This window comes from Shewanella spartinae (genome assembly GCF_019457555.1).
Classification (GTDB): Bacteria; Pseudomonadota; Gammaproteobacteria; order Enterobacterales; family Shewanellaceae; genus Shewanella; species Shewanella loihica.
The window spans coordinates 910,929-932,780 of the sequence record NZ_CP080418.1; the positions used below are offsets into that span (position 1 = coordinate 910,929).

Sequence of the window (21,852 nt, forward strand, 5' to 3'; positions counted from 1 at the left end):
CCGACTAGCACCTATTTAGCTAGGGCTTACTTAGCTCCAGCCTATTGGCTACAGCATACCCCTTGAGGCGCTTACTTTAACTGGTGACGGCTTGGGTCTACCGTGCTGGCGATGGTGGTTTCGCTCTCGCCCTGCTGGCACCAGTGAAGGCTCAGGGTACGGGTATCTTCCTTGCTGGCCGTCAGCAGCTTAGTGACTACAGGCTGGTTGTAGTCGGCCTTGGTCAGGAAGGTCTTGACCCGTTCGATGCGGCGGTTGGCGAGCCAGAGGTTATAGTCTCTGATCTTCTTATCTGTCTCGCCCTTGTAGAGGGGAAACTCCAGCAGCAGGTAACCGCTGTCGGCTTGAGTCTTCTTTATCAGCGCCTGCAACTGTTTGGCATATCGGCTATCGAAGTAAGAGCTGTTTTTCTCAAAGGGAATGTCGCCAAAGCTGATGTTTTGCGGGCAGGCGGCACTGACTTGGGCGGCAAAGAGAAATGACAACATCACTAGCAGCAATTGCTTCATAGTGAACACCTCCATTGTGTTTTTTAGTGTATCGAGCTGAATAGTGGGGGGAATTTAGGGGATTATCGCTCGAAAAGCAACCATCTTTGTTGGTGGAAAGGTGCGGAAATTTCAGCCTTTTTGAGTATTTAACCTAGCGTCAGGATTCAGTCGAGCCGCATCTAGATGGTTTTACTTAGTTATTTGATTAAGTCTCTGTAAAGATGACAGATTATTGACTAACTATGCAGTGAAAAATTTTTTTGATAATTTTTCACTTTGGCCTGCACATGGCGTAAACTTGGTAAAAGTTGTGTGCAATTTAATGATGGCGTTTCAATTCATGAGTCAATCCACGAGCCAAGATATTCAGCCTAATCCCCTGGCCCTCGAAAACCAGGTCTGCTTCTCGCTTTACAGCGCCGCCAATGCCATGGTGCGTGCATACCGCCCTCTGCTGGAGGCGTTGGACTTGACCTATTCCCAATATCTGGCGATGTTGGTGTTGTGGCAGGAGCCGGGGATCAGCGTCAAGACCCTGGGTGAGCAGCTACACCTGGACTCGGGCACCCTGACACCTCTGCTAAAACGATTGGAAAGCAAAGGCTTGGTGACCCGTGGGCGCAGCGAAGCCGACGAGCGGGTGCGGGTGTTGCAGCTGACCGACGCAGGCCGTGAGCTGCAGCAGCAGGCCCGGTCGATCCCTAAGCAGATGCGCTGCAAACTTGGGGGCGAGCCCGAAGAGTTTATTGAGCTCAAGCGCCTGTGTGACAAGGCCTACCGCTACCTAGACGCGGCGAGTCAGGGTTAATCTAATTAGATTCATTAAGCGAAAGGATGCGATATGCAAGCAGTGGATTTAGTGGTGATTGGTGGCGGCATAACTGGGGTGGGCATCGCCCAGTGTGTCCAGGCCGCCGGCTACTCTGTGGTGCTGCTTGAGAAGGATAATCTGGGCGAGAAGACCTCGTCGAACTCCAGTAAGTTGATCCATGGCGGCCTGCGTTACTTAGAGTCGGGTCAACTTGGCCTGGTGCGCCAATCCCTGAGTGAGCGCAAGGCGCTGCTGACACTGGCGCCTGAGCTGGTAAAGCCAGTGCCTTTCTATATCCCTATCTATCGTGGCAGTCAGCGCGGCCCGCTGGCCATTCGCGCCGGGCTGAGCCTGTATGCCTTGCTGAGCGAGCTAGATCCCCTGGGCCAGTTTCAGTCTGTGCCGGCCAGTCGCTGGAGTGAGCTTGCTGGACTCAAACTCAAGGGGCTGCGCGCCGTATTTCGTTACTGGGACGCCCAGACCGACGATGGCGCATTGACCCGAGCAGTGGCCCAGAGTGCCAGGCTGTTAGGCGCCGATCTGCTGACCCAAGTCAGCCTTGAGCAGATAGAGCACAGGCCAGACTCCTGTATCGTCAGCTTTAGCCATAAGGGTGAATCGCGGCGCCTCAGCAGTCGCTGCGTCATCAACGCCACCGGGCCCTGGGTCAATCAGACGCTCGAGCGGGTCATCCCTAAGGTAGAAGTATCGCCGGTAGAGCTGGTGCAGGGGAGTCATCTGGTGCTGGATATCCCAGCGCCCAGCGGCATCTTCTACCTGGAGTCTATCTTCGATAAGCGGGTGGTGTTTGTCATGCCCTGGCAGGGTAAGACAATGATAGGCACCACAGAGACCCCAATCGATGCGGTGGACGCGGCGGGTGTGACGCCGGCCGAGGAGGCCTATCTGCTGGGGATCTACCGCCACTACTTCCCCCTGAGTGAGAATGATGGCGCGCTCGAGGAGCGCATCACAGGGCGATATTGCGGCGTGCGTGTGCTGCCCAAGCAGGGCGGCGAGGCGTTTGATCTGCCAAGGGATACGATGATGCTGTCGCGCGATACCCATCCGAACCTGCTCACCGTCTATGGCGGTAAGCTGACCACCTTCAGGCACACGGCCAAGGAGGCGCTGGCCTGGGTCAAGAATCGCCGCGGCCCCAAGCCGATACGTGCCGATGTCGATAAGTTGCGCCTCACTCCCGTGACAGATGAGGCACCATCAAGCGAATCGCCCACGGCGAAAGGTGATTTTTCTCCTCAAAAAGGCTAAAGTAGGGCGCCTTTTTTAAGCCAAGCTGCGAGCAAACCATCCGTGAAGTGTGCCTATTTCGATGCTAATCAGTGTCTTTCCTGTCGTCATCTCAAGACGCCCCTGAGTGATCAGGTGGCGGCGAAAACGGCGACCCTGGAGGCACTGCTCAAGGATCTGCCGGTGGAGCAGTGGCTTCCTCCCGTGGTGGGGCCAGAGAGCGGTTTTCGTAACAAGGCCAAGATGGTGGTGTTGGGCGCCGCCCATCAACCTATATTGGGGCTGGTGAGCCCGAGCGGCGAGGCGGTGAGCCTGTGTGATTGCAGCCTCTATCCTCAGGATATGCAGCAGTTGCTGCACCGATTAGAGGCGTTCGTGCGCCAGGCTGGCATCCCGCCCTATAGGGTCGATAAGGCCAAGGGCGAGCTTAAATTTATCCTGCTGACCCGCAGTCAAGTACGCGGCGAGTATATGCTGCGTTTCGTGATGCGCTCGGAGCAGGCCATTCCCCGCATCGAACGTGAACTGCCAAGGCTGTTAGCCGAGTACCCTGAGATCAAGGTGGTGTCGGTGAATTTGCAGCCCGTACATATGGCAATTTTGGAGGGAGAGGAGGAGATCTTCCTCACCGAGGCGACTCGGCTGGAGGAGGAGTTTAATGGCGTGCCCCTCTACATTCGTCCAAAGAGCTTCTTCCAGACTCATCCCGAAGTGGCGGCCAAGCTCTACCTGAGCGCGCGGGAGTGGACCCGTGAATTGGCGCCTACATCGATTTGGGATCTCTTCTGCGGCGTCGGCGGTTTCGGCCTGCACTGCGCCTCAAAAGAGGTGGCCCTCACCGGCATAGAGATCGAGGCCGAAGCGATCGCCTGTGCCAAGATGTCGGCCGAGACGCTGGGGCTTGATAAAGTGCGCTTCACCGCGCTGGACTCGACCAGCTTTGCCAGTGACAGCCGCGGCGAAGAGAAGCCAGAGCTTATCATAGTCAACCCGCCCAGACGCGGTATCGGCGAGGCCCTGTGCCACTCCCTGAGCGAGTTTGCCCCTAAGGCAATTCTCTACTCCAGCTGTAATCCCAAGACGCTGGCCAAAGATCTACATTGTATCTCAGGCTACCGGGTGACCAAGGTGCAGCTGTTTGACATGTTCCCTCACACAGATCATTTCGAGGTGCTGGTGATGCTGCAGCGCATCGGCGAGTAACCGCTGAGTCTCAATTATCGAGTCTCTATACGTCTGTCATCAGACGGTCACCTGTCTGTCATAATCTAATTAACCAGTATTTCAAAAGGCTGCGCGCAACTTAGCGGCGCGGCCAAATCTCGGCTCGGGCTTGACGGAGGATGACAACTTGGGTGAGGTATTTAAGCAGTTTCTGCTCCTGGGGCTGATGAGTTTCGGCGGGCCGGCGGCGCATATCGGGTATTTCAAGCGGCGCTTCGTCGATGATCTCGGCTGGCTGGACGCCGAGCGTTTTGGCGCCATAGTCGCCATGAGCCAGGTGATCCCCGGGCCGGGCTCGAGCCAGGTGGGTTTCGCTATCGGCCATCACAGGGCAGGACTTCCCGGTGCGATCGCTGCCTTCCTGGGCTTTACCTTGCCCTCATTTCTACTCCTCTATTTTATGGCGGTGGCTAGCCTGAGCTGGCTGGATACCAGCTGGTTTCAGGGGCTGATCCATGGCCTAAAGCTGATGGCGGTCGTGGTGGTAGCCGATGCCGTGCTGAGCATGTTTAAGCAGTTCTGTCGTCGCGGCGCCACCCGGCTACTTATGCTGCTCTGCGCCTCGCTCACCCTGTTTGTCGGCACCCTGGCCAGCCAGTCAGGCCTGTTGATCTTGGCCGCAGTTATCGGCGCCGTCTGGCTGGCACCATCGGCGCTTCAGGGCATAGAGCAGGATGCAGGGCAGCAAGCTGCGAAGGGAGGTGAGGGCGTCTCAGTGGATACCTTACGGCCCCAGATGCTGCCGCTTATGCTGTTTATCTTGCTGTTTGGTCTGTCGCTCTTCTGGCTAGGGACTGGCCATAGCCTGTCTCAGCTGTTTGCCCAGTTTTATCAGGCGGGTGCCCTGGTGTTTGGTGGCGGTCATGTGGTGCTGCCGCTTCTTGAGGCCAGTGTTGGCCAGCAGCTGACCAGCGAGCGATTCCTGACGGGTTATGCCTTGGCTCAGGCGGTGCCTGGCCCCATGTTTACCCTGGCGGCCTTTCTCGGCGCCGAATCCTGGCTGGAGTCGCCCCTGCTGGGGGCCCTGGTGGCGACTCTCGCCATCTTCCTACCGGGATTCTTGCTGCAACACTCTTTGCTGCGCAGCTGGCATGGCCTGATGGGGCGGGCGAGATTTCGCGGCGCCATCATGGGACTCAACGCCGCCGTGGTGGGCCTGCTGCTGGCGGCGCTTATCTCGCCTGTGATAACCAGTGCCATCCTCGCCTGGCCCGATGCGCTGCTCGTGTTAATAGGACTGGCCTGGCAGTTGCGTTATCGGCCCAGCATTCTCATGCTATTGATGAGTTTCGCGCTGACGGGAATGCTGCTCGGCGTGCTGGGTGGGCTTTCTTAGGATGAGACAAGTTTAACGCAGCGGCGAGCCGAGTCTATTTTGCTGGCTGATTGCGCCAGACCAGGGTGAGGCTAGCGCCGCCGAGTTCATCTGACTTTGCCACCTCTAGCCGGCCCTGATGCCAGATGGCGATCTTGCGTGCTATGTAGAGCCCAAGACCATAGCCCGAGCCGTCGGACTGTTCCTTGTCCCTTGCAAAAGCGGCCAGCAGCTGTTTGCCCTTGCCTTCGAAGCCTGGGCCATCATCCTCTACGGTTATCTGACACAGATCGCCCTCGCAGTGAAAACGCACCTGGATGTTTTGCTTGGCGAAGCGAAGGGCGTTCATGATCAGGTTCTGGGTGGCTATGCTCATGGAGCTGGCATCGAATACCGCAAGCCTGTCGTCGGCAATAAAAGTGATGCCTATCTTGTCCTGGTAAAGGGCAAACTTCTCCTCTAACTGGTCGAGGAAGGCCTGGGTGCTCACCGCTTCTTTCTTTATCTGCGCCTCCCTGTGTTCCAGCTTGGCGAAGGAGAGGTAGTTGTTGGCCAGCTGCTCTATCTCGTCTATATCGGCGTTGAGTCGCTGCCAGTATTTCTCATCCAGCTCCGCCTTGCTTAGCTGTAGCGCGAAGCGCATGCGCGCCAAGGGCGTCCTGACTTCGTGGGAGATGGTGCGCGACAGCTCCTTGTGCATCTGCAGGAAGTCGACGATCTGCACCGTGACCTCATGGAACACCTTGGCCAGGGGATAGATGGCCGAGCGCTTGTTGATCGTCTGCTCCATCTTTCTCGGATTGGCACCAAACTCCACTGCGGATGCCTGCAGCTGGGAGAGATCCCGAAACAGGGGCCAGATCAGCAGTAGCGCCAGACAGCCCAGGCTGGCGTAGAGGGCGAAGATGATAAGTTCTGTGGGCACCGCCTGAGTGGGCTTGCGCAGTACAGGGCCGAAGGCGATCACCTTGGGCGGCTCTTTGTTGTTTGAATCGCTAATCTCGGGGGCCTGGCGATAGTAGTAGGTCTTACCGCCGCTGAGGGTGAGGGCGATGGTTTCGCCGCCATCCAGTTTATCGGCCAGGTCTTGGGGCAGTGCCAGTTCATCGCGGGAGAGCTGGCGGAACAGCACGCTGCTGTCTTCCTCGCTCAGGCCGCGAAACACGCTGTCGACATCTATCTGGTAGGACTCCACCTGGTGCTGCAAGGCACCGTGGATCTCGCTGAAAGACCAGATGATCAGGGCACTGCTTAAGATCAGCAGGGCATAGAGTCGGTAGAATTGAAACTTCATTCCTTGTCCGACAGCTGGGGCTGATAGTTAAACAGATAGCCCTGACCATGCACCGTCTTGATGGTGAGGCCGTCTATCTGATAGCTGTCTATCTTCTTTCTCAGGCGGCTGATCTTAAGATCGATCGCCCTGTCCAGGCCGTCGTAGGGTCGGCCCACATACTGCTCGAACAGGTACTCGCGGCTGAGCACCTTGCCCGGATGCTGGGCGAATATCCATAGCAGGTCAAACTCCTGGGTGGTCACCTTCTGTTGTCGGTCGCCTATGGTCAGCTGTTGATGGGTATGATCTATGGTGAAGTCGTGCAGGGTGACACTCTGGGGCGGCGCCTCGCTGGGGAGCTTTCTCAGGTTGGCCTTGATGCGAGCCACTAAGAGTTCGGGGTTGACCGGCTTGACGATATAGTCGCTGGCGCCCAGCTCTAAGCCCTTTATCTGTTCCTGCTGGCCGTCGAGGGCGGTCATGAAGATGATCACACACTGGTAGCGCGCCTGTAGCTCGGCAAACAGGCTAAAGCCGTCGCTGTCGGGCAGCATGATGTCGCAGATGATGAGATCGAACCTTAGATCGGCGGGCAAATTAGCCACCGCCTGGGCCGATTCGCTGTGGGTCAGGTCGAAGCCTTGCTGTGTCAGGTAGAGCAGGGTGAGCTCCGCCAAATCCAGATCGTCTTCAATCAGGAGAATCTTAGGTTTGCTCATAACAGGTTCCAGTTGAGTCCTCGTCGTTTGCGGGTGTTTACGGGCTGATAGGTGGCGATCTGTATGGTCACCTCATCGAGCACCTTGTTGTTGAGATCTTTGATCAGCACCTGGGTATCCTTGGTGAGCGTCAGCTCCAGCAGGTGATCCACGCTAAGGCGATCGAAACACTGCTCCGGGGCTTCCTTAAGGGCTATCCAGATACAGGTCTGCTCCAATGCCTCGAGTTTGTAGCTGATCTTGAGCGTCATGTGGCAGGGCGTACCTGCCTCGAGAACCGCGCAGGTCTTGGGCTTAATATTGACCTGGGTGCTATTGGCCTGGCAGTAGAAGCTGGTGGCCAGGGCCAGCAGTAACATGCACTGTATCAGCTTGATGGCGTTAGAAGGCATAGCTGACTCCGATGAACCCTGACAGGTATCCATCCTTCTCTATCATGCGGTTCTTAGTGATCTCGTCTCCTAACCAAGTGTAGGTGATAATGGCTACAAAATTAATGTCTTGCCACAGGGGCACATTGACGACGCCGCTGGTGTGGTAGTTGATGGCCGCCGACTGAGGTTGCTGCACCCGGCTGCGGCCGAGCTCCTCCTCGGTGAAATGGTAGTAGTAGCTGATCAGCTGGCTGCTCTTGCGAATCGCGCCCACCTCGAAGCCCAGGGCGCCCCAGGAAAATGCCATGTTCTTCTTGGCCTTGAGATGGATCTCGTTACCCTGATGGACGCCGCTGATGTCGTGAAAATAGCCCAGGGTGAAATCGCTGTAGGGAGTGAGCCAGGTGGTGCTGAGGCCGCCGAGATAGGAGATGTTACGCTCGATCGGCACCTCGGGGATCGCCGGGCCGAATATCGGCTGCTTGTTGGGTTTAAAGCCGAGGATGTCGCTTAGGAAGACCTTGTTCCAGCCGTCGAGTTCGAAGAAGAAGCCATCTTCGTTCAGGCGGGTCTGTAGATCGACCAGCAGGCTATCGGACTCATACAGGCTGTAGCCCAGGGTGAAGTTTTCCACATAGAAGCGGTCGTCATAGTAGGACCAGCTCGGCAGGGCGTAGGTGGTGATATCGTCCGACTTGGCCCTGGGGTTCTCGATTCCGCCATAGCCTAAGGCGAGGGTGAAGTGAAATTCGCCCGTGGTAATATCATCTATCTGCTCTTCGGCCCTAGCCTCGCACAGGAAAAAAACCGTGAGGAAAATAAGACCGGACAAGAGGTACTTCATGGCCTTCATCCACATCCCGAAACTGAAATTAGCATCTAAAACCATCTCAGGTTAAAAGTCTGTAAAAATATTTATAAGTGTACAAAATGCTACATGCCTTGGAGAGTTTTTTCGAGTAGAGGCCTTGGGTTAGCTCACATCGAATCCTCAAGATATGCCACTTGCCAAATTTCCAGGCTGCAAAATTTTAAGCTTGGCAAATTTTAACTTTGGCAAATCTGCGCTATCGCTTTGCTGGCATCAGTGCTCGAAATCAATGCTCGAAATCAGTGCGCGAAATCAGAGTCATCCGGTCGATTTTTTTCATTCTTGATGAGTCCGCTGGGCGACTCATGCCTATTGAATGAATAATCATGCTTCAACCACTTAATGCCGCCAGAGCATAACATCATTTTGCTATGTCGCAAGCATGGGGCTAAGCAGGTGATGTTCCTCACCAGCCTATCGCTTATGGTCTGCCCTGTCTTACTTTGTAGCGGCTTTGTTATCACGTGTTGTTACGAGTGATTTTCGCGAATGACGTTTTACTTGATTGTTTTTAAGTAATTTTATTTGTTTTTGAAGCTTGTTAAATAACTCTGGTCTGACCTTGGGTAAGCCAAAAATACCTTGTGTTAACCAAATGTTTGTTTTTTAACAAAACTACAAAATGCTACACCAAAGCTATCCACCTTAGTTAAGCCATCATGATTATATGTTAGTCCGCTGGTGAATAAGTATGCAAACAACAAGCTTCATCAGGGCATAACTACAAAAAAGGTGGAAGTTCCATGAAGGTGAAAACATTAGTAACAGCCGTGGCAGCCGCACTCTACAGTGCCGGTATGGCCCATGCGGCGATACAGCAGGCTAAGGTCGAAAGACTCGAGCCGCTGAAGATCACCGCCGAACAGGCGAAAAAACTCAATGCCGCTAGCACGCAAGAGGTTAACCTGTTGCAAAATGATGGCCTGAACGTTCAGATCAGCCATCAGAACCAGAAGTTCGTTGCCGAAGAGGGACTGACTGGTGAGCACGTCTACATCGTCAGACTCTATCAGAAGCCTTTGGCTCAGGCGGGCGCTAGCCTGCTGGCTCAAGGCGGCGCCGAGCGTAGTGCTGTCAAGGCTAAGCCCGGTGAGGCTAAGTTGTTTGTGGCCGGTCAGCCGGTTAACCGCGAGATCAAACAGTACCGCGATCAGCTGCTGAGCAAGCAGCAGGCGGTCATCTCTGAACTGTCGGCTACCTTGGGCGATCGTCCTGTGCGTCAGCAGTTTACCAATGCGGTCAACGGTTTCTCTATGACCATGAGTCAGGAGGAGGCGCAGCGTGTTTCTCAGATGGCAAGCGTCGCCTCTGTTCGTCGCTCTAAGACCTATGACCTGCTGTCCGATGTCGGCCCTGAGTTGATCGGTGCCGACAAGATCTGGACTGGTACTGTGACAGATTCGGTTCCCTACAAGGGGGAGAATGTGATCGTTGGTATTATCGATACCGGGGTGAACACGGACCACAGATCTTTTGCCGATGTGGGCGACGATGGCTATGACCATCAAAACCCTTGGGGGGCGGGCCAGTACGTGGGGGACTGTCTCAAAGAGGGCTTCGAGGGCATGTGTAACGACAAGCTTATCGGTGTGCGCTCATACCCAGTGATCACAGATAATTTCACCAGCGGTGTCTATGGCGACACCCGCCCAGCCGTGGGTGAAGACTACCAGGGCCACGGTTCTCACGTGGCCTCGACCGCCGCGGGTAACGTGCTGCTGGATGTGGATTTCGTCAATCCTGCGCCAGGCGCGGTTAACGATGGTAGCGTAGTCAAAGAGGCACTCTTTCCGCGCATGAGTGGTGTGGCGCCTCACGCCAACATCATCTCTTACCAGGTGTGTCACCCATCGAACGAACTCAACCCAGGCTGTCCGGGTGAAGCCCTGATCGCTGGTATCGAAGATGCCATCAGCGACGGCGTAGACGTAATTAACTTCTCTATCGGTGGTCAGGATTCTCACCCATGGAGCGACGACGTCGAGCTGGCCTTCCTGTCGGCTCGCGAAGCCGGTATCTCGGTTGCGGCTGCGGCCGGTAACTCGGGTCAGCCTGCTGGCTACAAGGAATATTTCGGCGCTATCGACCATGCCTCGCCTTGGTTGATGAACGTGGCGGCGAGCACTCACTCTCGCGAGATCTTGGTTGAGACCAAGCTGGTCGATCCTATGGGTGGCGATGAAGCACCACGTTGGAGCGAGATCGTCGGCGGCGCGGTAAATACCAGCTCGGTAACGGGTATGGTGGTTAAGGCTAGCGACTATGGCGACGAGTATTGTGGCGAGCCGTTCCCGGCCGGCACCTTCGATCTGACCGACGCCGATGGTAACCCGACCGACGTGATCGTGGTGTGTAAGCGTAACGATCTGAACGATCCTAACGGTATCGCCCGTAGCGCCAAGGCCAACAACATCCTGGCTGGCGGCGCCGATGGCATGATCATGTACAACTACGCCAATGCCGACAGCATTGTGGCGACGGCAGCCTATTCTGTGCCAAGCATACATATCACCAAGCAGGAGTGGGATGGTCGCTGGGACAACGGTATGTCGGGTTACGGCCTGAGCGACTGGCTAGCCAAGGGCAGCAACCATATGCTGACCATCTCTGAAACTACAATCGATCGCGACCTGGATCCAGAGCGCGCCGACTGGTTGGCTGCCTTCTCGTCACGTGGTCCTAGCCCATCGACCCCAGAAGCCCTGATCCCTGCGGTTGCGGCCCCTGGCGTTAATATCTATGCCGCCTATGCCGATGAGCATCCATTCGTCTCTGGTGGTTCGTCAGGTGATTTCGCCTTCCTCAGCGGTACCTCTATGGCCTCGCCACACGTTGCCGGTGCCATGGCGCTGCTCAAGCAGGCCAAGCCGAGCTGGAGCGCTACCGAGATCCAATCTGCGCTGGCGATGACGGCGGAGAACAAGGTGCAATATCACAGACTCAACGATGAGAACGGTGATGTTGCGCTGGCATCGACCTACCGTGCCGGTACCGGTCGTATCAACGTGGCTAACGCCGCTAAGGCCGGTTTCATCATGGATGAAACGGTTGAGAACTTTAAGGCTGCCGATCCGCAAAATGGCGGTGCGGTGCACAAGCTGAATATTCCTCAGCTGGTGAACTTCGAGTGTAAGCCACAGTGTCAGTGGATCCGTACCATCAAGGCGACAACCGCCGGTAGCTGGAGCGTGACCCATGACGACGTGATGAACTGGGCCTTCGATTCTCGTTCACAGATGGCGCAGAACGGTGTGTCTATCAAGGTGACCCCGAGCGAGTTTACTCTGGAAGCGGGCGAAACCATGGATATCGTGGTCGAGGCTTCGATCATGGATACCCAGGACTGGTTCAGCAACGCGGAAGTTGAGCTGCACTCTAACCTGATCTTCACCGAAACCAGCGGCGCGGCGTCTGAGGCGCACTGGCCAGTGGTGTTCAAGTATGACAAGAACGGCATGCCAGGACGTCTGGCGGCAACGGCTCACCGTAATGATGGCAATGCGATCATCAAGGGGATCAGCCTGCCGGAAGGCGACAACATCCAAGGTCGTATCTTCGCGCCTGTTAAGGCCGACGTGAAGACCATCACCCTGCCGAAGGATAACGATGGTAGCTTCCCTTGGAGCAGCAATGCCGATCAGAGCGTGCCGATGGAAGAGCGCTTGGATGAGGCGACTCACGTGGAGATGATTCAGGTGCCGGCTAATGCCCGTCGTCTGATGGTCGAATCGTTCGGCACCACAGAGAGTGGTCTGGAAGGCAGCCTGGATAAGGGCAACCTGCTGGTTTACGTGGGTAAGGACTATAACGGCAATGGCAAGGCGGATCCGTTCGAAGAGCTATTGTGTGTCTCTAACCACATCCAGTACGACAACTTCTGTAACATCAACCAGCCGGAAGAGGGCCAATACTGGGCAATCTTCTACAACCCAAGAAAGGGCTCGGCGCAGAACAACTACCACGACTTCATGGAAGAGACCTTCCAGTTCGCGACAACTGTTGTGACCGACAATGTCGCCTCAGACATGAGTGTGGACGTGCCTGCCAGCAATGGTCAGGAGCCGGTCGATATCCAGGTGAACTGGAACCTGCCTGAGATGGTTGAGGGCGATGTTTACTACTCACTAATCGATTTTGGTACCTCAGAGGTCAACGCCGGCAATATCGGCAAGGTCGCCTTCAAGCTTGAGCGTGGTATCGATGACGTGCATCTGGATGTACCGCAAACCGGTGCCCATCTGGGTGAGCAGGTGCCTTTCACCTTCGAGGTGCAGCCTAATGATAGCGGCGCGGATCGTGCCTTCACCATTAGTGCCGACATCCCGGCAGGCCTGAGCCTGAATGTGGAAGATGTACTGACCTCGTCTAAGGCGATTGTGACAGACATCAGCCTGGAAGAAGGTAAGCTGACCATCAGCGGTGTTCAACCTAATACCGCCGATCAAGCGCCTAGCTACAATGTCACCACTAACCTGGAAGACGCCATGTGCCGCACGCCAGACTTTGGTAACAAGAATCCGGGTGGTTATGTGGATCTCGAAGAGTTCCGTATCTATCCGATCTTCAGCGGCTTCGCGCCGGTGGAATACGATGCCAACGGCCGTGCCGTCAATGGTAAGGACAACAACATCCTGAGCCGCAACGGTATCGTGCTGCCAATCGATGTGATCTTCGGTGGTCGTTATGACAGCTTCCATCTGTATAACAACAACGAAGAGCTCAATGTTGCTAAGCAGAACGCCCTGGATATCCATGCACACGGTATCGTGTCGCTATGGGAAGGTCAGCCTTTCTTCTTCCCATACCATGACATCTTCCCGTATCAGAGCTTCCCATACGAGTCGATCGGCATGATGTGGCGTGGCTTCGAGGCGCTGGATCCAAGTGCGCCAAAAGCTATCCTGTCGGCACCACTGGTCAACAACTTCAGCGAGCGTTCGGGCATCTCTATCGCCAGCACGCAAACTGGTTGGGGCATCCTGGAATACGATAACGCGCGTTCATACCTGCCTGCGGGCCGCGATGCAAACCGCGTCTATCAGTGGCAAGAGCTGGATGACAGATTCGACTTCGAGCTGATCTTCAACGTCAATACCCGTCATGGCGATGGTGAGTACGAGATGATGATGGCCTATGACAATCTGGACTTTGGTAGCCAAGACGGCCGTGGTTCTATCGGTATCCAAGGCTTCAAGGGCGGCGTCTATGCCTACGGTCCGCTGAGTGCCTACCTGGGTGAGCAGTTTACCTATGGCGAGCTGGACAAGAAGCTATCTGACGGTCTGGTGATCTGTTACGACTACGTGGGCCCTGAGTCTTCGCAGTTTGAGGTAACCGCTTGGACTCGCGTGAAAGACAATGCCGCTGGTCAAGACCTAACGGTTAACGCCGTGAGCCAGGTCGAAGGCATGGCCGACATCAGCATGAGCCACACAGTCAGTGTTGCCTCTAACATCACCCTGGGCGCCATCGCCGACCAGAGTGTGGAAGAGAACACTAGCCTGGAAGGCATCGCCGTGATGTACGCCGATGAGCAAAACAGCGTTAACCAGATCACCGTTACCGGTGAGCACATTACCGCTGTGGTCGATGGCCATACCTCAGGTAGCGAAATCACCATCACGCCAGAAGCCAACTTCTACGGCGAAGTGGAAGTCACGGTTACCGTGAGCGATGTGGAAAACCCAAGCGATGCGGCATCGACCAGCTTCATGCTGACCGTTGAGTCTGATGGCGTCGAGCCACAGCCAGAGCCAGAAACTCAACCTGAAGTCGAAGAGAAAGACGACGGTGGTGCGCTCGGTTTCGCGGCCCTGATGCTGCTAATGTTTGCCGGCCTACGCCGCAAGCTAGCACGCTAATCAGGGTAAGGTGTCAGGCGGTTTGTTATTGAGCCGCCTGATACTAAGCCGGAAAGTGAGTGCGTAAAATCGGTGCTTAGTCGTCGGAGTGATACCTAAGCACTATCTGTTAGCACAAACCAATTACTGAAGTGATTGCCAGTATTCCAGGGATGGAATGCTGGCTTTTTTTATGTTAGGCGGAAATTTCGGGCAAGTTGGCTAAGATTATTGATCTACTACAATTTATCTAGCATTAAGCACTGACACTGGTACTTTTTAGCTATATTTTACTTACAAATGTAATAAACCCTGTTGGAGTGGAACATGTGGCAATTAAGAATGAAAAATAAGCTGTTGGTATTTGCTCTCCTGCCCCTGATTTTGAGTTTTCTCTTCTTAGTTTCAATCACCTATAACCTGGAATCTAACTCCCTCGAAGAGAATATGTCGACCTTCAAGGCGAGCCTCTATAGCGAACGTAAGGCCCAGCTCAAGGATCAGGTCGATATCGCCCTGGATATCGTCGAGCATCAGCTCTCCCTGGGGGCGGCGGGCGATGTGAACAAGGCGCTGCGTAATGTGCGCTTCGGCACCGCCGGTTACTTCTTCATCTACGACTTTGACGGCTTCAACCGTTTCCACGCGGTCAAGCCCGCGCTGGAAGGCACGGCGCAGATCGGCATGACAGACCCTAACGGCAAGAAGATAGTGGTCGGCCTGATCGATGCCGCCAGAAGCGGCGATGGCTTCTTCAATTATGACTACTCCAAACCTGGGGTCACCGGCCTGGTGCCAAAGATTGGCTATGCCGCAACCGTGCCGGGTAAGGATTGGATCTTGGGTACTGGCGCCTACACCGACGATATCGACGCCCAGGTGGAGAGCTATCGAGAGGTGATGACCAAGCACATGAACGACAAGGCGATGATGATTCTGCTCTTCGCCCTGGTGCTGGTGGCGATCACCGCCGTGGTGATGCTGGTGGCCGCCCAACGCATGGTCAACCCGATTCACAACATGGTGCAGAACCTCGAAGATATTGCCAAGGGTGAGGGGGATCTGACCAAGCGCCTGGACGTGCAGGGCAGCGATGAGATCGCCATGTTGGGCCGCGCCTTCAATCAGTTTGTTGATAAGCTGCAGGGGATCATCAAGGATGTGGCCAGGGCCACCGTCGAGGTGAAGAGCGGCGCGGATAACATCTCCTCTCAGACCGCCGCCATGGCGCAGCAGCTGATCAGCCACAACAACGAGACGGATCAGGTGGTCACGGCGATCACCGAGATGTCGGCGACCGCCTCCGAGGTGGCCATGAGCACCACTCAGGTGGCCGAGGCAACCCAGGCGGCCACCCAGGATGTGGGCAACGCTCAGGAGTGCGTCGACAGCTCGCTGCATGAGGTCTCGACCCTGATGGCGGAGATCGATATGGCGGCCGGACACATTAACTCCCTCAACGAGCAGTCACAGAAGATCAACAGCGTGTTGAGTGTGATAGGTGGCATCGCCGAGCAGACCAACCTGCTTGCCCTCAACGCCGCCATCGAAGCGGCCCGCGCCGGTGAGCAGGGTCGCGGCTTTGCCGTGGTAGCCGATGAGGTGCGCAGCCTCGCCAGCCGGACACAGGCCAGTACCTTAGAGATCAACGAGATGCTGTCTGAGCTGCATAATCTGGTGTCGCTGGCGGTGAGCAGTATGGAGTCGAGCCAGCAGAGCTGTCATCGCTCGGTGACCTCGTCGCGGGCGATCTCCGATAGCCTGGGGGCGGTGACCTCGGCGGTGACCTCGATCAACGACATGAGTACCCAGATTGCCACGGCAGCTACCGAGCAGAGTTCGGTGACCGAGGAGATCAACCGCAATGTGTTTGCAATTCAGGAGATCGTCAACGATCTGCTACAGGCCAGTAACAGCGCCTCGGACACCAGTCAGGGACTGGCCAACGAGGGCCGTAACCTGGATACCCTGGTAGGTCAGTTTAAGGTGTAACGGGCAGTCTAAGGTGTAGCAGCCTGCTCGAAGCATCAAGTCGCTAAGCAACAAAGAAAAAGGCCACAACAGGAGTTGTGGCCTTTTTCACTACGTCAGCTTGTTCTAAGACCAACAGATCGCCTCGCTGGCCTTCTCGACCCTGACGGCGCAGATCTTAAACTCGGGGATCTTGGCCACAGGATCCAGCACATTGTTGGTCAGCTTGTTAGCCGCCGCCTCGGCAAAGTGGAAGGGCAGGAAAAGCACTCCCGGCTGGGCGCGGCGCGTGACGAAGGCGGCGATGTTGATGCTGCCGCGTCTCGTGGACAGGGTCAGCACGTCGCCGTTGTTCACCCCCAGACGGTCGGCGTCGATGGCCGACATCATCACCCTGGGTGAGCCCAGGGTATTGAGGCCGTCCGTCTTGCGGGTTAGGGTGCCAGTGTGGAACTGCTCCAGCAGGCGCCCGGTGGAGAGGGTGAAGGGATAATCCTCACAGGGCAGCTCGGCCGGCAGGCGGTAGCCGACGGGGGTCATCTTGCCGAGCCCTCGGGTAAAGCGCTCTCTATGCATCAGGCGGGTGCCCTCATGGCCAGGCTCTGGGCTGGGCCACTGCTTACCCTGCAGACCTTGTGGCGTGCTGGGGTCTGTGTCCTGCCATTGGATGCCGCGATACTGGGGGGTGACGCGGGTCAGCTCCTGCCAGATGGATGCTTCATCCTCATAGCGCCAGTCGGCGCCGAGGGCCTTGGCGATATCAGTGATGATCTGCCAGTCGCGGCGGGCCAGGCCTGGGCTGTCGATGGCAGCCTGCAGGCGCTGCACCCGGCGCTCGGTATTGGTGAAGTGGCCTGGCTTCTCGGCGAAGCTGGCGGCCGGCAACACCACATCGGCCAGCTGTGCCGTCTCCGTCATGAAGATATCCTGGACGATCAGCAGCTCGGCCGACTCCAGCCCTTGCATCACATGGGCTTGATCGGGATCGCTCAGTACAGGGTTTTCTCCCATCACATAGAGGGCTTTGAGCTTGCCGTGGGCCAGGGCGTGCATCATCTCGGTGGCCGCCAGACCTATCTGATCCGGTAGCCACTCCTGCTGCCAGGCTTGCCTGAAGGCGGCTTGCACCTCGGGGTCGGTGACCTTCTGATAGCCGGTGAAGTAGTTGGGCAGGGCGCCCATGTCACAGGCGCCCTGGACATTGCTCTGGCCCCGCAGCGGGTTGATCCCCGCGCCCTCGACCCCTATGTTGCCGCACAGCAGTTGCAGGTTGGCGATGGCGGTGACATTGTCATGTCCCGAGGTGTGCTGGGTGATCCCCATGGCATAGTAGATGGCGGTCTTCTCTGCCGTGCCTATCATGCGGGCCAGCTGGGCTATCTCCTCTTCGCCAACCCCGGTGATCTTGGCGGCGTTACTCAGGCTGTAGTCGTCCTTCATCACCTCGGCGCGCAGTGCGTCGAATCCTTCGACACGGCGACTGATGTAGTCGCTGTCGTGCCAGCCCTGCTTGATGATCTCCTGCATGATGGCGTTGAGCAGCATGACGTCGCTGCCGGGGCGGTGACGCAGGTAGAGCTCGGCGCTGTCGGCGATGCTCACCCGTTTGGGGTCGGCCACCACCAGGCGGGCACCGTGTTGGTTCACCGCCTGTTTGATCTTGGAGGCGATGATAGGGTGGGCGGCTTCGGTATCCGAGCCCAAGATGAAGATGAGATCCGAGGATTTTATCGACGGAATATCATTGGTCATGGCGCCGCTGCCAAGGCTTTCTTGCAGGGCGGTGACCGTCGAGGCATGACACAGGCGGGCGCAGTGATCTATGTTGTTGGTGCCGATGACGCTTCTAAACAGCTTCTGGAACAGATAGTTATCTTCATTGGTCGCCTTGGCGGAGGCCAGGCCCGCGATGGCGTCGCCGCCATGTTCGGCCTTGATGCGACCCAGCTGAGTGCCTATGTAATCGATCGCCTCATTCCAGCTGACCGGCACCAGCTCACCATCTCTGCGCAGCAGCGGCTGGGTCAGCCGTTGCTGGCTGTTGATGAAGTCGAATCCGAAGCGGCCCTTGACGCAGAGCATCCCCTCGTTGACCTGAGATCGGTTGTCGCCCGAGACGCGTTTGATTTCGCCAGTTAGGGGATCGCTGTGGATGATGACACGGCAACCCACGCCGCAGTATGTGCAGACGGTGGAGGTCTGTTTCAGCTCATGTTTAACGCCCTGACGCTTGTCTCTTGCATCGGTCAGCGCCCCTGTGGGGCAGACCTGGACACAATTACCGCACTGCACGCATTGGCTGTCGGCCATGGTGGCGCTGAATCCGGCGCGAGGCGCCTGGCGGCTGTGTGTTTCGGCCATCTCCTTGGGCAGTGCCAGGTAACTGTCGGGCTCGAAGCTGATCGCCTGATGGCCAGACTGCTGGCGGCACATGGCGACGCAGGCACCGCAGCTGATGCAGCGGTTGGGGTCGAAGTTGATAAAAGGTGTGCTGGCATCCTGGGTAAAGGCGCGGTGGCCCTGTTTATCGAGCGCGGCACCATCGACACGGTACTCGGTGGCGTAATCCCGCAGGGCACACTCAGTGTTGGCCTGACAGCCACACTCCAGGCAGCGGGCGGCCTCGAGCATCGCCTCCTCGTCGTTAAAGCCGAGTTCTATCTCGTCGAAATTATCCAGGCGCTTGTTGATGGCCAGTTCCGGCATCTTGGCCTTGGCCTGTAGCAGACGAGCCGGGAAGTGACGGCTGTCTGGCTTCTGCTCATCCTGCTTCTGGGAGTTGAAGGGCGCAGGTGTCAGTTCACAGCTCAGCTCGCCGCTCAGCAGTTTCTCGATGGCATTGGCGGCCTTACGCCCATCGGCCACCGCGGCAACCGCCGTGGCTGGGCCGGTGCGCGAATCACCGAGCACGAACAGCTTTTCTACTCCACTGGACATAGTATGTTCACAGCCGGAGAAGGTGTTCCAGCGGGTCAGGGCCACCTCGCCGGTGGAGAGCTGGCTCTCTGGATGCTCGAGGAAGGTCATGTCCGGGGTCTGGGAGACCGCGGGTATCACAGTGTCGAACGCCTCGGTGAAGGTCTCGCCCGTGGCCTTAGGTGAGCGTCTGCCGGAGGCATCGGGCTCGCCCAGGCGCATCTTCTCGAAGGTGACGGCATTGATACGGCCATTGGCGTCGCCATGGTTTTCGATGGGGTTAGTGAGGAAATAGAAGCGCACGCCCTCATGTTCGGCCTCCTCTATCTCATAGGCCTCAGCCGGCATCTCGTCGCGGGTGCGGCGATAGACCAGAGTCACCTCGGCGCCCTTGCGTAGCGCGGTGCGGGCGCAGTCGATGGCGGTGTTGCCGCCGCCGATCACCGCCACCTTCTGGCCTGTGTGGTAGTTGTTGTCTGTGCAGTGATCTTTAAGGTAATCCACCCCCAAGTAGCAGCCTTCGAGGTCTACACCCGGGTAGTTCATGGGCACCGCCTTCTGGGCGCCGATGGCGAGACAGACGGCGTCGAATTGGTTGACCAGCTCCTTGAGGTGGATGTCTCGGCCGAGGCGAGTATCTGTCTGTATCACTAGGCCATTCTGACACAGCAGGTCTATCTCTCTGTCCAGTATCTGCTTGGGCAGACGGTACTCGGGGATACCGTATCTTAGCCAGCCGCCCGCCTTGGGCATGGACTCGAAAATGGTCACCTCGTGACCTGAGTTGGAGAGATAGTAACCCGCGCTGATCCCCGCCGGGCCGCTGCCTATGATGGCGACGCGTTTGCCGGTGGCGGGCGCCTTGGGCGGCACATAGGTGTCTTCACTGTCCAAATCCAGGTCGGCGGCGTGACGCTTGAGTTGGCGAATGGCCAGGGGCTCATCCAGCTCGCCGCGGCGACAGGCCGATTCGCAAAACGCCGGGCAGACACGGCCGATAGAGAGCGGCAGCGGCAGGGTTTGTTTGATCACCTTGACCGCTTCCTTGTGGTTGCCCTGGGCGATATGCAGCAGATAGGACTGCACGTCTACGCCGGCCGGACAGGCCTGTTGGCAGGGCGCTTCGCAGTCGGCGAAGTGGTCGCTCAGAAGATGTTTCAGCGCCGCCTGGCGGCGCTTGCTAAGGGCGGCCGAATGGGTGATCACCTCGAGCGGTGCCTCGACCTGTGTCTTACAGGCCTTGACTGTGTGGAAGTCGCCCTTTTCGTCTCGCACCTCGACATAGCAGAGGTTACAGTCTTGTTTGCCCGCGAGTTTGTCGTCCAGTTGCTTGCCCAGATGACATAAATTAGGGATCGCTATGCCTGCGGCCTTGGCACAGGTGAGCAGATCTTCGCCCCGGTTGGCTTTGACGACCTGGCCGTCGAAGGTGAGTTCTATCATGGTAGGGACCTTTTATTAGAATCTAAGCTTGAGCTTGGCTACCTTGGTCTCGTCGATGATTTTTTATGGACTGCCTATGGGTAAAGAGGCTTATCGTAAATTAGCGAAACAAGGTTTGCTTGAGTATACCCAGAGGCTTTTTCACCACAGGTCTTAGTAGTGATTTTTTGTGCTGCATTTGCAGTGCTGCTCACAAATTGTGCTGAGTTTGTTGGCTTACGCCGTGGCGGAATTGGCGCGATTTGAGGTGGATCACACTCTGGTTTTAGCGGGTCATCTTCTTGACGAACACCACCACAAACAGGGCGATGGTAAAGCTGCCGGTGAAGGCCTCGACGGCCGCGATGGCGCGGGAATAGCCTATGGGGGTGAAGTCGCCATAGCCTAGTGTGGTGAAGGTGACGACCGAGTAGTAGATGCAGTTGAAGAAGAGCGCCAGGTTGGTGGTGAGATCGTTTTGCCAGTTGAACACATGGATATTGCCGTCATAGTTGAGGCCGGTAAACAGGTAGAGCAGGGCGCAGACGAAGATGAGTCCCATGGAGAAGCCGATCACCCGGGTGGGGGCCTCGCCATAGCCGCAGAAGATGTCGATCATCTTGGAGAGGATGCGCGAGTAGCTGTATTTGGGCATCTGATGGCGGCGCATGGTGAGCTCTTTACGCAGGTAGTCGCCGCCCATGGCAAACAGGCCTTCGCGCTCGGCTGCCTTGCGCAGATCCCGGTAGATCTCCTCGGCCTGTTCGAAATAGTCGAGGGCGATCTCGGTTTCGCCCACTCTCTCTGCCTCGTTGGCCAGACGTTCCTGCCTGAGGAGCTTACCGGTATTTATGTTCTCTATCTTGGCGCCGTTCCACTTGATCCCCAAGAGGTTGGTGCCCACCAGATTGGCGCAGTGAACATTGGCCTCGCGCAGATCTGCCTTCATCAGGCTGGCGTGTTGCAGGTTGAGGTTAAACATGTGCGCGCCCTGTAAATTGGCGCGATACAGCTCGGCGTGGCTCATGTCGAAGCCCGTCTTCTGATGGTGCCTCACCAGATCGATGCCGGGCAGGTTGGCCCGCTTGAGGGAGATGCCCCGCAGCATGCCGCCGTTGCGGGCGAAGGCCTCCAGACGGGCGACATCTTCCGGCTTATCTTTAATGATTTTAGGATCATGCCAATAACAGAGCCCAGAGGCTTCGGCCGGCTCGGTGCAGGAGAAACCTTCGTCTTCGTGATAGCAGCATTGGTTCGTCTGTTTCATATTGAACAGTATAGCCAGCCTGTTGAAAAGGGGCGGGGATTCTCCCCGCTGCCGGAGCCGGGCAAGAATGGCGTTTTTTGCGATGAAATTCGCTCAATTAGCAC

General features: G+C 56.8%; 13 protein-coding genes. 6 read left to right on the forward strand and 7 right to left on the reverse strand.

What is annotated here, in order from left to right:
* Positions 1–71 precede the first annotated feature (71 nt).
* Positions 72–509: an OmpA family protein gene (locus K0I31_RS04065; protein WP_220079995.1), complete on the reverse strand. Its 438-nt coding sequence runs from the start codon at positions 507–509 to the stop codon at positions 72–74.
* 322 nt (positions 510–831) lie between these two features.
* Between K0I31_RS04065 and ohrR the strand changes: the two genes are divergently transcribed.
* The 4 genes from ohrR (at position 832) to chrA (ending at position 5,113) form a co-directional block, all read left to right on the forward strand.
* A complete protein-coding gene (gene ohrR, locus K0I31_RS04070) occupies positions 832–1,299 on the forward strand; it encodes a transcriptional regulator OhrR (protein WP_258406567.1) in 468 nt (155 codons plus the stop codon).
* Positions 1,300–1,332: 33 nt separating this feature from the next.
* Positions 1,333–2,574, forward strand: coding sequence for a glycerol-3-phosphate dehydrogenase/oxidase (locus K0I31_RS04075; protein ID WP_220079997.1), 1,242 nt, complete (start codon positions 1,333–1,335; stop codon positions 2,572–2,574).
* 42 nt (positions 2,575–2,616) lie between these two features.
* Positions 2,617–3,756 carry a 23S rRNA (uracil(747)-C(5))-methyltransferase RlmC gene (rlmC, locus tag K0I31_RS04080; RefSeq protein ID WP_220079998.1) on the forward strand — a complete coding sequence of 380 codons (1,140 nt, stop codon included), beginning with the start codon at positions 2,617–2,619 and terminating at the stop codon, positions 3,754–3,756.
* 148 nt (positions 3,757–3,904) lie between these two features.
* Entirely contained in the window at positions 3,905–5,113 is a 1,209-nt protein-coding gene (gene chrA, locus K0I31_RS04085) for a chromate efflux transporter (RefSeq protein ID WP_220079999.1), read from the forward strand.
* 34 nt (positions 5,114–5,147) lie between these two features.
* On the opposite strand, the gene K0I31_RS04090 is transcribed toward chrA, so the two are convergent.
* Genes K0I31_RS04090 through K0I31_RS04105 form a run of 4 tightly spaced genes read right to left on the reverse strand, consistent with a single transcriptional unit; the run spans position 5,148 to position 8,305 of the window.
* The gene (locus K0I31_RS04090) at positions 5,148–6,386 is read right to left on the reverse strand and encodes an ATP-binding protein (RefSeq protein WP_220080000.1); all 1,239 of its coding nucleotides are present in this window, start codon (positions 6,384–6,386) and stop codon (positions 5,148–5,150) included.
* Entirely contained in the window at positions 6,383–7,087 is a 705-nt protein-coding gene (locus K0I31_RS04095; protein ID WP_220080001.1) for a response regulator transcription factor, read from the reverse strand. The genes K0I31_RS04090 and K0I31_RS04095 overlap by 4 nt, the downstream gene beginning before the upstream one ends.
* Positions 7,084–7,479: a DUF3019 domain-containing protein gene (locus K0I31_RS04100; RefSeq protein WP_220044365.1), complete on the reverse strand. Its 396-nt coding sequence runs from the start codon at positions 7,477–7,479 to the stop codon at positions 7,084–7,086. The genes K0I31_RS04095 and K0I31_RS04100 overlap by 4 nt, the downstream gene beginning before the upstream one ends.
* Entirely contained in the window at positions 7,469–8,305 is an 837-nt protein-coding gene (locus tag K0I31_RS04105; protein ID WP_258406568.1) for a MipA/OmpV family protein, read from the reverse strand. The genes K0I31_RS04100 and K0I31_RS04105 overlap by 11 nt, the downstream gene beginning before the upstream one ends.
* Before the next feature lie 770 nt (positions 8,306–9,075).
* On the opposite strand from K0I31_RS04105, the gene K0I31_RS04110 reads away from it, so the two are divergent.
* Both K0I31_RS04110 and K0I31_RS04115 read left to right on the forward strand, forming a co-directional pair.
* Positions 9,076–14,193, forward strand: a complete 5,118-nt coding sequence (locus K0I31_RS04110) for a S8 family serine peptidase (protein ID WP_220080002.1) — start codon at positions 9,076–9,078, stop codon at positions 14,191–14,193.
* A gap of 306 nt (positions 14,194–14,499) precedes the next feature.
* Positions 14,500–16,164 (forward strand): methyl-accepting chemotaxis protein, encoded by a 1,665-nt coding sequence (locus tag K0I31_RS04115; RefSeq protein WP_220080003.1) that lies wholly within the window; start codon positions 14,500–14,502, stop codon positions 16,162–16,164.
* Between the two features lie 105 nt (positions 16,165–16,269).
* Here K0I31_RS04115 and fdhF read toward each other — a convergent pair whose 3' ends face one another.
* Both fdhF and K0I31_RS04125 read right to left on the reverse strand, forming a co-directional pair.
* Positions 16,270–20,502, reverse strand: a complete 4,233-nt coding sequence (gene fdhF, locus K0I31_RS04120; RefSeq protein WP_220080004.1) for a formate dehydrogenase subunit alpha — start codon at positions 20,500–20,502, stop codon at positions 16,270–16,272.
* A gap of 265 nt (positions 20,503–20,767) precedes the next feature.
* Entirely contained in the window at positions 20,768–21,748 is a 981-nt protein-coding gene (locus K0I31_RS04125; protein ID WP_220080005.1) for a pentapeptide repeat-containing protein, read from the reverse strand.
* Between the last annotated feature and the right edge of the window lie 104 nt (positions 21,749–21,852).

Coding starts and splice junctions, on each gene's coding strand:
- K0I31_RS04075 (WP_220079997.1), top strand. CDS start 1,333: ATGCAAGCAGTGGATTTAGTGGTGATTGGTGGCGGCATAACTGGGGTG.
- fdhF (WP_220080004.1), bottom strand. CDS start 20,502: ATGATAGAACTCACCTTCGACGGCCAGGTCGTCAAAGCCAACCGGGGC.
- K0I31_RS04090 (WP_220080000.1), bottom strand. CDS start 6,386: ATGAAGTTTCAATTCTACCGACTCTATGCCCTGCTGATCTTAAGCAGT.
- K0I31_RS04125 (WP_220080005.1), bottom strand. CDS start 21,748: ATGAAACAGACGAACCAATGCTGCTATCACGAAGACGAAGGTTTCTCC.
- K0I31_RS04065 (WP_220079995.1), bottom strand. CDS start 509: ATGAAGCAATTGCTGCTAGTGATGTTGTCATTTCTCTTTGCCGCCCAA.
- K0I31_RS04105 (WP_258406568.1), bottom strand. CDS start 8,305: ATGAAGTACCTCTTGTCCGGTCTTATTTTCCTCACGGTTTTTTTCCTG.
- K0I31_RS04100 (WP_220044365.1), bottom strand. CDS start 7,479: ATGCCTTCTAACGCCATCAAGCTGATACAGTGCATGTTACTGCTGGCC.
- K0I31_RS04095 (WP_220080001.1), bottom strand. CDS start 7,087: ATGAGCAAACCTAAGATTCTCCTGATTGAAGACGATCTGGATTTGGCG.
- K0I31_RS04115 (WP_220080003.1), top strand. CDS start 14,500: ATGTGGCAATTAAGAATGAAAAATAAGCTGTTGGTATTTGCTCTCCTG.
- ohrR (WP_258406567.1), top strand. CDS start 832: ATGAGTCAATCCACGAGCCAAGATATTCAGCCTAATCCCCTGGCCCTC.
- K0I31_RS04110 (WP_220080002.1), top strand. CDS start 9,076: ATGAAGGTGAAAACATTAGTAACAGCCGTGGCAGCCGCACTCTACAGT.